Source organism: Archangium sp. (assembly GCF_036388035.1).
Taxonomy (GTDB): Bacteria; Myxococcota; Myxococcia; order Myxococcales; family Myxococcaceae; genus Archangium.
Genome location: NZ_DASVSO010000216.1, coordinates 1 through 11679 on the forward strand (window position 1 = coordinate 1; position 11679 = coordinate 11679).

The following is an 11679-nucleotide window of genomic DNA, read 5'->3' on the forward strand; positions in this document are numbered from 1 at the left end:
AATGCCTTCTTCGGCAATGCGGTGCATCTCCTCGGTGCGGATTTGCATCTCCACGCGTTCGCCCAGGGGGCCTATCACCGTGGTGTGCAGGGACTGGTACATGTTCGGCTTGGGGATGGCGATGAAGTCCTTGAAGCGCCCCGGCACGGGCTTCCACAGCTGGTGCACCAGACCCAGCGCCTCGTAGCAGGCGGGCATGGAGTTGGTGATGATGCGGAAGGCGATGACGTCGTGGATCTGCTCGAACTCGATCCCCTGCGACTTCATCTTCTTGTAGATGCTGTAGACGTGCTTGAAGCGACCGCTGACGTCGCCCTTCAGGCCCCGCTCCTCCAGCTTGGTGCGCACGAGGGTGCTGACGTCGTCGATGTACTTCTCCCGCTCCTTCTTGCGCTTGTTGAGCTTGTCCTGCAGCGACAGGAAGTCCTGGGGCTTCACGTAGCGGAAGGACAGGTCCTCCAGCTCGGTCTTGATCCAGCTGATGCCCAGGCGGTTGGCCAGCGGGGCGTAGATGTCCAGGGTCTCCTGGGCGATCCGCCGCTGCTTCTCCTCGGACATGTGGTCCAACGTCCGCATGTTGTGCGTACGGTCGGCCAGCTTCACCAGGATGACGCGGATGTCCTGCGCCATCGCGATGATCATCTTGCGGAAGTTCTCCGCCTGCTTCTCCTCCTGGGAGAGCGTGGCCGAGGCGGAGAACTTGGAGAGCTTGGTGACCCCGTCGACCAGTTGGGCGACCTCGGGGCCAAACAGCTCGGTGAGCTCCTCGGCGGTGGCGAGTGTGTCCTCGATGGTGTCGTGGAGCAGGCCGGTGACGATGGAAGCTTCGTCCAGCTTCAGCTCGGCCAGCAGGCCAGCGACTTCGAGGGGATGGATGAGGTACGGCTCACCCGACTTGCGTAGTTGGCCCTGATGCACCTTGGCCGAATAGACGTACGCCTTCTTGATGATGTCCAGATCGGGGTCCGGGTGATAGGAGGCAACCCGCTGGAGGATGTCGTTGAGGCGAATCATCGAAGCGGCAGCAATGGTAACTGGGGCCCCCTGGGGGGGCAACGTCACGTCTTCGGTATTCGCCCGGAATTCGCTTTCGTTGACCTGGCGTTACCCGCACTTCTAGAGTCGCCCCGCCCATGTCACAGCTCCTGCTGTCCGCACTTGCCGTGGTCTGCCCGAACTGTGACGGCCACAACCCGCCTCGCGCCGAGGTCTGCGCGAGCTGCGGCACCTCGTTGAGCGAGGCGCCCGCCACGGCCAGGCCGCCACCCGCTCGCGCCACGCCTGCCTCCTCCCCGGGCAAGCCGGGTCCGGGGGTTGCCCCGCCTCCCCCGGGTGGTGCCCGTCCGCCCGGCTCCCCGCCCGGCCTGCGTCCGGCCTCCTCCTCCTCGCGCACCCCGCCCCCCATCGCCTCGGCCGGCGGCGTCCCGCTGGTGCCCGCCGTCGCCCGTCCCCTGCCGGGAGCCGTCGCCCGGAGTCCCGCCGCCCCCGGCCCCGCCGCCCCCGCCGCGCGTCCTCCCCCCGCCGCCCCCGCTGCGGTGCCTCCCGGGCCGACGCCCAAGCCCGCCGCGCCCGCCCCCGCCGCGCGTCCGGCTCCCGCCGCCTCCCGCTTCGGGCTGATGGTCGTCGCCGGCACGGCACGCGGTCAGCGCTTCAAGCTGCCCGTCACCGGGTGCACCGTGGGCCGCTCGCGAGGAGCCATCCTCTTCGCCGACGACATCTTCCTCTCCGCCCAGCACGCCACGTTCCTCATCAAGGACAACGTGCTGCACGTGCGCGACGAGTCCAGCAGCTCGGGCGTCTACGTCACCATCTCCGGGGCGGAGCCCATCCCTCCCCTGTCCTTCTTCAGCGTCGGCCAGCGCCTCTTCCGCTTCCTCGGGAAGATCGAGGCCCCGCCGCCCCTCGCCGGGCGCCCCACCGTCTACGGCGCTCCGGTGCCTCCGGGCCAGGGCGTGCACGGCGTGGAGGAGGTGCTGGTGGGAGGCCGCAGCGGTCGCACCGTCGTGACGTCGGCTCCGCTGCTGACGATCGGACAGGCCAACTGTGACTTCAGCTACCCCCAGGAGGAGGGGCTGGCCAGCCGGCACTGCGAGCTGAGCTTCACCTCCGCCGGGGTCCAGTTGAGGGACCTGTCCGGAGGCCTCGGCACCTACGTGCGTATCCCCGCCGGGCTGGAGCGGCCGCTGCGCACCGGGGACCGGGTGCGTCTGGGCCAGCACATCGTGCAGGTGGAGATGATGGGCTGAGGCCCCGCCGGGCGGGGCTACTGGCCCCCGGCGGACTCCAGGTCCGGCATCTTCTCGAGGATGGTGGCGCGGGCCGTGGAGTCCGGAAGGTCGCGCAGGTGGCGCTTCCACCAGCCGCGCGCCTCGTCGAGGTGCTTGCGCACCCAGTACACCTCACCGAGCTTCAGCGACAGCTGCGGCGTGGGGTTGAGGCGGAAGGCATTCTTGTACTCGGTGGCGGCCAGATCCCACTGGGAGCGCTTGTAGGCCTCGTCGCCCGAGCGCTCGAGGCGCTCGGACTGCGCCGGGTCGCGCTTTTCCTTGGGAATCTCCCGCTCGTACCCCCGAATGGGGTCGGGCAGCAGGGCGCCGGACTCCTGGCCGGGGATGGGGGCGTTCTTCGGAGGGACGAAGGGCTTGTCGCGGGACGCGCCGCGCCAGCTCGTGTAGAGCCAGTAGCCGCCCAGGGCGAGCGAGACCAGCGCGAGCGTGAGGATGAAGGCCTTGAAGAAGCCCACCCCGCCGCCCCCGGTGTCGGACACGGCGGGCACCAGGGCCTCGGTCTTGTCGTTGACGGCGGTCTGGTCGATGGTGGGCGCGGGCGCCCGCTCGGACGCGGAGCGCTCGGAGCCGGAGCGCACCACGGACAGGGGGACGGGCGGAGCACGCTCCCGCTCCCGCTCCGGCCTGGGAGGAGCCAGCTGCGTGCGCTCCTGGGCCATGCGGGCCATCGCGGCGCTGGGTTGCAGGCGCGAGGGCTCGGCGCGCACGGTGGCGTCGGAGTCGCCGCCCCAGCCCGCGTCGGTGATCTCCGTGCTCATCCCGTTGGGAGGCGGCGTGGCCCGGCGTGGCAGCGGCGCGAGCACCCCCGAGGGCGAGGCCGGGCGCCGGGTGGGCGAAGGAGGCGCGTTGGCGCGGCGCTCGCGCTCCTTCTCCACGGCGAGCAGCTCGGCCTTGAAGGCCTCGGCGTCCTGGGGCCGGTCATCCGGGCTCTTGGAGAGCGTCCGCATGACGAGCCGCTCCATGGCCGGGGAGACGCGGATCTCCGGGCGCTTGCGCGAGGGCGGGAGGGGCTCCTCGGTGAGGTGCTTGGTGGCGTAGCCCACGGCCGAGTCGGACTCGAAGGGCAGCCGGCCCGTGAGGAGCTGGTAGATGATGACGCCCACCGCGTACAGGTCCGAGCGGTGGTCCAACGTCGTGCCCCGCGCCTGCTCGGGCGACATGTACTCGGGGGTGCCGCAGACGAAGCCAGTGCGCGTGAGGGTGGGCCCGTCCTCGCCGTCCTGGATCTTCGCGATGCCGAAGTCGAGCACCTTGACGAAGTCCGGCTCGTTGCGGCGCTGCTCCACCATGATGTTCTCGGGCTTGAGATCCCGGTGGATGACGCCAGCGGCGTGCGCGTCGTAGAGGGCGGAGAGCACCTGGCTGACGATGCGGACGATGCGCGCCTCGGGCAGCGGGCCGTCCTTGCTCAGCACGGTGTGCAGGTCCTGCCCCGGCACGAACTCCATGGCGATGAAGAGGGCCCCGTCCTCGGCCTGCCCGAAGTCGAGGATGCCGATGGAGTTGGGGTGGTTGAGGCGGCTGGCGGCCTTGGCCTCGCGCTTGAAGCGGGCCACGGTGCGGTCATCCCCCAGCAGGGTGTGGCGCAGCACCTTGAGCACCACCAGCTTGTCCAGGGCGATCTGCCGGGCACGGTACACCTTGCCCATGCCGCCCTCACCGATGAGGGCCTCCACCTGGTACTTCTGGGCCAAGGTACGGCCGATGTACTCGTCCTGTTCCCCGCGCGTGAGCGTGGCTCCGCAGGAGAGGCAGTACTTCTTGGAGGCATCACCGGCGTCGACGCCGCAGCTCGGACAAAGCAAAGGGGACTTCCCGGATACGAACAGCGGGGTGTTGGCCCCCGAACTTCCCACGAGCGTCGGGTCGCCCGCAAGGTGGACGGGCATTGTTGAGTATCCGCGCAACCCGGGGCCGGGCTTGATATGTAAGCGCGTCCGCCATGGCCTACTGCCCCCGCTGCGACGCCGATAACCCCGACAACGCCTCCACCTGTAGCGCGTGTGGCTCGCCCATGCGCTCGGGAACCATGGTGATGGCCGCGCCGAAGCTGGCGGCCAGGCCCCAGGTGTCCCTGCGCGTGGTACGGGCGGACGGTGGCCCCGAGTCCGTGGTGAAGATGACCCGGGACACCCTCACCTGCGGCCCCCAGGGGGATCTGCCCCTGACGGATGACCCGTTCATCATGCCGGTGCAGGCCCGCTTCTTCTTCTCGAGCGGGCGGCTGGTGGTGGAGGACGTGGGGGGCGCCAACGGCGTCTTCGTGCGCCTGCGCCAGGAGAAGGAGCTGCCGGTGGGCGGCGAGCTGCGCCTGGGCCGGCAGCGGCTGGTGCTCGAGCCCATTCCCGCGGCGGCCGTGGGGCCAGGCGGCGTCCACATCTGGGGCTCGCCCGACGCGGGCTACAAGCTGCGGCTGGTGCAGATTCTGGAGGGGGGCGTGCGCGGGGCCGCCTTCCCGCTCAAGGAGGGGGACAACCCGCTCGGGCGCGAGCAGGGGGACATCACCTTCCCCACCGACGGCTTCGTCTCGGGGCGCCACGCGATGCTGCAGGTGAAACAGGACCGACTGCGGGTGCGGGACGTGGGCTCGTCCAACGGCACCTTCATGCGGCTCAACGGCCCCGTCTTCGTGGACAACGGGGACCACTTCCTCATCGGCCGCCAGCTGCTCCGGGTGGAGATCCAACTGGCGACCTGAGAACAGGCGCGGGCGGCGTCACGCGGGCCGCCGCGTGAGCACCGCCTCTGCCCGCCGACGGCGTCAGCCGTAGGACTTTTCCTTCTTCTCCTGCTCTTCCTTGCAGCGGATGCACAGCGTGGTGACGGGCCGCGCCTCCAGCCGCTTGGGGGAGATCTCCTCCTCGCAGCGCTCGCAGGTGCCGAAGGTGCCGTCCTCGATGCGCGCGAGGGCCCGGTCGATCTTCTGCATCAGGAACTTCTCCCGGTCACGCAGCCGGAAGGCCATGGACTGCGCGTACTCGGAAGAAGCCTGGTCGATCTCATCGGGGAGATCGTCGGTATCGAAGCTGGCTTCTTCCACCAGGGTCTTCTTCGCACTCTCGAGAAGGCTCGTCTTGCTGTCTTCGAGCATCTTCTTGTAACGCTTGAGATCTTTCTGGTTCACAGCCTTAGCTCCGGTGCGGCGGGGAAAGGGCCCTGGTGCCCCGAAAAAAGGGCCGGAAAGCTTTATTCACGTGCGTCCTGATGTCAAGGAGTCCCAAAAAACCGATAACAGGCGGCGAGGTCGTACCCTATGAGCGATGCCTCGAAATTCGACCGGGAGTTCCTACGAGCCGCCCTCTCGCTCGCTGGAAAAGGGGACGTGGACCACTTCCTCTACATCAGTGACACCCCCATCGCGGCCGAGGACCTGCGCCGGCAGCACGCCAAACGCAAGCTCGTCTACGCGGTGACCTCGCAGAAGCTCGCCCAGGATCTGCTCGCGAAGAAGGAGCGGGCGCTGGTGATTCCCGCCTACGACTACTCGCGCACCGAGCGGGTGAAGGTGGCGCTCGTGTCAGCGCTCACCCAGGGGGCGTTCAAAGAGGGCGACCTGGTGCTGTGCATGACGGGCAAGCTGGGTCGGTCCCCGGACACGCTGATGCAGATGCGCATCGGCGGCTCGCTGGATGACCGGCTGGCGATCGAGGGCGTGAAGCTCGGAGACGAGTTCAACTCGCAGGTGGTGGACGCGCTCATCCAGCTCGCGTTGCAGATCGGCCAGGAGGGCTTCGAGGGCCACCCCATCGGGACGATCATCACGATCGGCGACCACACGACGGTGATGGAGACGAGCCGGCAGATGACGATCAACCCGTTCCAGGGGTTGTCGGAGTCCGAGCGCAACGTGCTGGACCCGAAGATCCGCGAGGCGATCAAGAACTTCTCGGTGCTGGACGGGGCTTTCGTGATGCGCGAGGACGGCGTGGTGCTGGCCGCGGGGCGCTACCTGTCGGCCTCGGACGAGACGGTGAAGATTCCCCTGGGGCTCGGGGCGAGGCACGCGGCGGCGGCGAGCATCACGTCGACGACGAAGTGCATCGCGCTGGTGGTGAGCCAGACCTCGGGAGCGGTGAGGCTCTTCAAGGGCGGCAACATCGTGCTGGAGCTGCACCAGACCGCGCGCCGCACATAGCACCCTCCCCTCGGGCCGCGTCCAGGGTGGCAGTCACCTTTCTCCCCTTGCCGCCCCTCGGTCCTCACTCCGACTTCACGGGCTGCCCACGCTCCTCGCGGTAGATCTCCGCGAGCGCATGGGCCCGCTCAATCTCATCGCGCGCGGCATCCACGGCGAGCACCTTCTCGAAGCGCTCCACCTGCTCGCGAAGGGCAGTGGTGACGAGCCCCTCCACGGCGAGCCGGGCGGAGGCACTCTCGCGCTCGGCCCGAAGCTCGGCCACGCGATTGCCCACGTCCGCGGCGGCTTCCAGCAGCAGCTTGCTGTCCTGCTCGGCGCGGTTGAGCGACTCCCGGGTGGTGCGCAGCAGGGACTCGGTCTGGGCGCGGTCGCGCTCGAGCGTGGTGGCGATCTTCGCCTCCCCCTGCTCGTCCGCGATGGCCCGCCGCTTCGCGAGGTCCTCCAGCCGCTTGACGTAGCGCTCCTCGGAGCGGGTCAGGTCTCCCTTGAGGGCGAGCAGCGTGGCGGCGGACTTGCGGACCTCGGCCCCCTGCCGCTCCAGGTCCTCGATGAGCTGATCGAAGGCCACGAGCGGGTCCACGGGTTTCTTCTCGGGCTTCTTCTTGCGCAACCAGTCGAAGAGCATGGCCGGACGGCAGCCTACTCGAAGGGACGGCAGAGGAGCCGCACGCGTTTGAGGCGGTCGTGTACCTCTGGACTTCCGGTGGCGAGCACGGCGAGGTAGCGCGCGGGAGTGAGCTGGTACACCCCGAGCAGGTGCTGCAGGAGGGTGAGGCTCTCGGTGGCGCGGCGATCGGCGGGAGCGAGCGCGGCGGCCTCCACGAGCGCGTCGAGGATGTCGGCCACGCGGGCGTGGAGCTCGGGTCCGGGCGCCGCCCCCGACACCTTCTCGGAGGAGATGCGCGCCGGCTCCGGGAAGAGGGCATCGAAGGAGGCCTCGGAGGCCATGGGCGCCGAGGAGGCGGTGCGCCCGGCGGCGAGGGCCTCGAGCGCGCTCAGGTGGGGCGAGAGGGCCTCCAGCACCTCCGGGGTGACGGGGATGTCACGCGGCAGGAGGGTACGCCAGGGGCTGTCGAACTCGGTGCGGGCCCACTGAATCTCCTGGTCGGAGAGGTGGTGGTAGAAGGCGCGGCCGCCGCGGGCGCGCTGCTCCTGGACGAGCGACTTGAGGTCCGAGTTCTCCTCGCCGAGCGAGATGAAGCTGAGCGCGATGTCCAGCGCGTCCATGGGGGCGCGGGTGCGGCGGATGAGCTCCAGGTCGACACGGTCCTCGCCATCGGTGATGAGCACCACGGTGGCGCGGGCGAGGTACGGGTCCTTCCCCCGCGCGGCGCGGATGGAGTCGAAGGCGGACATGAGCGCGAGGGTGATGTCCGTCTGTCCCTCGGCGGGCGAGTCACGGAAGAGCTTCTCGATCTGCCGGGTGGCCTCGCGGGCCGTGTCCACGCGGGCCAGCTCGGTGGGCGTGTCGTTGAAGAAGGAGAAGTAGAGCGGATCGAAGGGCAGCCCCTCGCGCGCCTTGACGCGGAGGTTGTTGAGCTCGGCGATGATGATGGCGTCGCGGAAGCGGGCGCGAGTGCCGTGCATGGAGCCCGAGGCGTCACAGACGTAGACGCGCACGGCGGTGCGCTTCATCTTCTTGGGCTGTGGGGGCGGCTCCTCCTCCAGGTAGGCCCGTACCGTCTGGCCGTGGGAGGCCAGGTCGTAGACGAGCCTCCGCGGATCCGAGATGACGAAGTCATGCACCTCGTGGAGGCTGCCCGTGCGCTCGAACGTCATGTTCTGCGTGGGGTACGGCACCCGCCGCGGCACGGGACGCACCTTCTGGGTGTTCACCTCGACGACTTCCTCGGAGAGCGAGTCCTCCACGTCGAAGTAGCGGGCGCAACCGGCCGCCAGCTCGAACGCGGAGAGCTGCTCGGGGTTCAACGAGAAGGCCAGCTCCGCGAGCAGGTCATCCGAGGAGGAGGACCTGGGCTTCTCCTTGAAGCCTTGCGCTCCCTCGCTGGCGGGGGGCATCTCCCCGAACCAACGGGTCAGCTCATCGCGCTCGGCGGACTCCAGCAGGGACCGCATCCGCCCGCCCGCGGGCATCATCGGCTCGAGCGCCGCGCGAGCCGCCGCCGCGAGCGCGTTGTCATTCGCCTCCAACGCGCGCTCGTAGAGTCCCCGGAGCGAGCGCCAGGCCATCCCCGGCTCCCTGCGCGCGGTGCGACGCACCTCCTGCACCAGCGCCTCGAGCGAACGCGTCGCCGGCAACTCCCGGAGGCGCTCGCGGGACTGGGCCACCTCGTTGCGCAGGGCGACGCCCCGGTCGCGATCGTGCTCCATGCCGATGCGCAGCAGCAGCTCATGGGCGACATCCAGGTCTCGCCGCCGCTGGGTCAGGTCCTCCACGTTGTGCCGGGCCCGCTGGGCGAGGAACTCGGCCACGGCCATGCGAGCCTTGCTGGGGGCGCCCCGCTCATTCCAGAGCGGTCCAGGCCGCGCGAAGATCTCGAACTCGCCCTCCGCCTGGGCCGGGGGCGTGGAGGACAGGAAGAGCTCCGCCACCCGCAGCACCCGGGCGAGCCGGACGAAGCCCCGCTCCAGCGCCGTGCGCGCACCCGGAGGCGTCCGGCCCACCCGCGTCATCTTCTCCACCGCGCTCAGGGTCCCCTCGAACTCCGCCAGGGCCTCGTCCGCCCGGAAGCGCAGGCCCGAGGCCAGGTCCCCCACCCTGCCCTTCTTCACGCCCAGCTCGTGCAGCAGGCGCGCGTCCGCCAGGGTGTGGACGCCCACCCGCTCCAGGGCACGGTCGAGCAGCGTCACGGTGGGCAGGGACAGGTCCACCTCCGCCGGGGCCGTGAGCCCCAGCCACCATCCCCGCAGGCCCTCGGACTGGGACGGGCTCGCCTGGAGCGCGTCCAGCCGTTGCCGCAAACGCGCGAGTTGGGCGCCGAGCACGCGTCAGTGCCTCCTCAGAACGAGGCCCGCAGCTCCAGCAACTGCTTGCTGAAGCGGCTGAAGTCATCGTCGATGCCGCGCAGCACGCTCTCCAGCTTGAGTGCGCTCTCGCCCAGCTCGCCGGGCATGGAGACGAGCCGGCCGAGCGCGCCCTTGATGCGCACCAGCTCGCCCTCCTTGAGGGTGAGCAGCGGGAAGCGGCTCTTCACCAGCCGATCGAAGACCTGGTCCGCGGTGGCGCGGCTCTGGATGTTCTGCGGGGCCGGCAGACCGGTGAGGAGCTGGGTGAGCCAGCTGCGCAGGTACTTGATGCGCGTCTGCACGAAGGCCAGCTCCACCCGGGCCACCGACTCGTGGATGTTCTCGGAGAGGAAGGAGGCGGCGGAGGACGAGCGTGCGAAGGCGAGCTGCCCGTCCAGCCCGAGCAGCGCGGCGAGCTCGCCATCCCGGACCTGGGTGGAGAAGTCGCCCCGGTAGAAGTTGTAGGCCTCGCCGCTGATGGCGGCCTGGGGCGCGGGCGGAGGGCTCGCCACCTCGCGCCCGAGGTCACGCACGTACTCGCGCAGACGCACCTCGAGCATCTCCCGGCACTCGACGAACACGGGCTCCGGAGCCAAGCCCTCTCGCCGCAGGTTCTCCGCCACCGCCTGCACGGTGCGCGCGAGCTGGTCGATGCGCTCGAAGGGCGTGGTGGACAGTACGTCCCGCGCGTAGGCGAACCCGAGCGGCTGCAGCAGCTCCTGCTTGAGGCCGCGCTGCGCTGGATCCAGCTTGCACAGGGCCTGCTCGAGCTGCCCGAGCCGGCGCGAGTCCGCCGCGAGCGCATCGAGCGGATCCCTCCGGCCCCGGGTGCCCGGGAAAGCGGTCGTCGAGCGCTGGCGCAGGGCCGCCACGGCACGCCGACGCGCCTCGGCCTCCCCGGCCCGCAGCCGCGCCGCCGCGGCCGAGCTGCCCTCGGCGAGCAGCGCCAGGAGCTCGCTCACCCGGCCCAGCTCCTCGGAGAGGTTGTCCGCGAGCCCGACGAGCGCCTCCAGCACCACCGCCTCGTCGAAGGCGAGGCTCTCGGCGTTCAGGGCCATCACCTCGAGGGCCTGCATGACGAAGCGCGCCGCCGACTCGCACAGGACCTGCAGCCGCGGGCGCAGCTCCGGCACCTGACGGCACAGCTCCAGCGTGTCCACGAGCGCGGAGAACACGGCCACGCCCGGGCGGGCCTCGGAGCCCTCGACGGGCCCCCGTGCCACCCGCTGCTCCACCACCGCGAGCAGCCCGCGCGCGGCGCCCAGCAGGGCGCCCCGGTTGTCCGGGTGGCGAGGCCCCGGGACGAGCTTGGTGAGCAGGCGCCGCGCAGTGGTGGAGACGATGCCGGGCTGGAAGTTGCGCGCGAGCGCCTCCACGGACTTGAGGTCATCGGCCGCGCCGAGCGCCGCCGCCTCGCGCTCCACGCCCGTGCCCAGCTCGGCGCGGACCTTGGTCAGCGCGGCATCGAAGGCCTTCTGCTCGATGCGGACGATCTCCAACTGGGCGCGCTCGCGCGGATCCACCGCCACCTTGAGGAGCAGCTCGGACTCCTCCGCCGGCGGCCCGCCGAGCAGGAAGAACCAGCGCAGGGCGTCCAGGTCCTCGACGGTGGCCTCCAGCGAGCGGTCGGGGCGACGGTAGATCTGATCGCGCACCACCGCGGCCTTGAGGGCCCACAGCGCCTTCACCACCGAGCGCTGGGAGAAGTACTTGGTGGGCACGTAGTCGGGCAGCTTGGACACCTGGGCCGTGAGCGCGCGCTCCAGCTCATCGGCGAGCATCTCGATGGCCTCCAGCAGGTGGCTGGGCACCGTCACCCGCTCCACGGCCTCCTGGAGCACGTCGAGGTGCTGCAGGGTGAGGTTGGCGCGCAGGTCCGGCCGCATGTTGAAGGCGAAGCGGTGCAGCATGGCCGCGCGGCTGGGGCGCCGGGCGAAGGACTTGGGCACGAAGGAGATGAAGCTGAGCCGGTCCGCGAAGGCGAGCAGCAGCTCCGGCGAGCGTGCCAGCACCTCGGAGAGGTAGCGGTTGCTGGTCATGATGGCGCACTCGATGCGCCCGCTCGTCACCCGGCGGCCGTGCTTGAGCTCGCGCTCGTGCAGGACGTTGAGGATGGAGCGCAGCAGCATGTCGCGCCCGTCGAAGACCTCGTCGAGGAAGGCGTGGGTGGCGCCCAGCATGCCGTCCTCGGTGATGAACTCGGTGCGGCCCGTCTCGGTGAGCACCTTGAAGTCCACCGGACCGATGAGGTCCGTCTGCACGGTGGACTCGGCGATCTGCTTGGCG

General features: G+C 70.2%; 9 protein-coding genes. 3 read left to right on the forward strand and 6 right to left on the reverse strand.

Features of this window, described 5'->3' with window-relative positions; translation table 11 throughout:
• On the reverse strand, positions 1-1014 hold a 1014-nt coding region (locus tag VF697_RS09400), incomplete at its 3' end, for a RelA/SpoT family protein (RefSeq protein WP_331093428.1).
• A gap of 119 nt (positions 1015-1133) precedes the next feature.
• Between VF697_RS09400 and VF697_RS09405 the strand changes: the two genes are divergently transcribed.
• Entirely contained in the window at positions 1134-2246 is a 1113-nt protein-coding gene (locus tag VF697_RS09405) for an FHA domain-containing protein (protein ID WP_331093430.1), read from the forward strand.
• A 17-nt stretch (positions 2247-2263) separates the two neighbouring features.
• Here VF697_RS09405 and VF697_RS09410 read toward each other — a convergent pair whose 3' ends face one another.
• Positions 2264-4093, reverse strand: coding sequence for a serine/threonine-protein kinase (locus VF697_RS09410; RefSeq protein WP_414641267.1), 1830 nt, complete (start codon positions 4091-4093; stop codon positions 2264-2266).
• Between the two features lie 137 nt (positions 4094-4230).
• Here VF697_RS09410 and VF697_RS09415 point away from each other — a divergent pair, with 137 nt between their 5' ends.
• Positions 4231-4986: an FHA domain-containing protein gene (locus VF697_RS09415; RefSeq protein ID WP_331093433.1), complete on the forward strand. Its 756-nt coding sequence runs from the start codon at positions 4231-4233 to the stop codon at positions 4984-4986.
• A gap of 63 nt (positions 4987-5049) precedes the next feature.
• Here the strand turns inward: VF697_RS09415 and VF697_RS09420 are convergent, their stop codons facing one another.
• Entirely contained in the window at positions 5050-5412 is a 363-nt protein-coding gene (locus VF697_RS09420) for a TraR/DksA family transcriptional regulator (RefSeq protein ID WP_331093435.1), read from the reverse strand.
• A 129-nt stretch (positions 5413-5541) separates the two neighbouring features.
• Here VF697_RS09420 and VF697_RS09425 point away from each other — a divergent pair, with 129 nt between their 5' ends.
• A complete protein-coding gene (locus VF697_RS09425) occupies positions 5542-6423 on the forward strand; it encodes a DNA integrity scanning protein DisA nucleotide-binding domain protein (protein WP_331093437.1) in 882 nt (293 codons plus the stop codon).
• A gap of 64 nt (positions 6424-6487) precedes the next feature.
• Here the strand turns inward: VF697_RS09425 and VF697_RS09430 are convergent, their stop codons facing one another.
• The 3 genes from VF697_RS09430 to VF697_RS09440 all read right to left on the reverse strand — a co-directional run.
• A complete protein-coding gene (locus VF697_RS09430) occupies positions 6488-7051 on the reverse strand; it encodes a hypothetical protein (protein WP_331093439.1) in 564 nt (187 codons plus the stop codon).
• Between the two features lie 14 nt (positions 7052-7065).
• Positions 7066-9372 (reverse strand): vWA domain-containing protein, encoded by a 2307-nt coding sequence (locus tag VF697_RS09435; protein WP_331093441.1) that lies wholly within the window; start codon positions 9370-9372, stop codon positions 7066-7068.
• 14 nt (positions 9373-9386) lie between these two features.
• Positions 9387-11679 (reverse strand): AAA family ATPase (locus VF697_RS09440; protein ID WP_331093443.1); only part of this gene is annotated, 2293 nt, incomplete at its 5' end.

Bases quoted from the DNA above. Each gene is read 5' to 3' on its own strand.
- VF697_RS09405 (WP_331093430.1), top strand. From the start codon at position 1,134: ATGTCACAGCTCCTGCTGTCCGCACTTGCCGTGGTCTGCCCGAACTGT.
- VF697_RS09415 (WP_331093433.1), top strand. From the start codon at position 4,231: ATGGCCTACTGCCCCCGCTGCGACGCCGATAACCCCGACAACGCCTCC.
- VF697_RS09425 (WP_331093437.1), top strand. From the start codon at position 5,542: ATGAGCGATGCCTCGAAATTCGACCGGGAGTTCCTACGAGCCGCCCTC.
- VF697_RS09430 (WP_331093439.1), bottom strand. From the start codon at position 7,051: ATGCTCTTCGACTGGTTGCGCAAGAAGAAGCCCGAGAAGAAACCCGTG.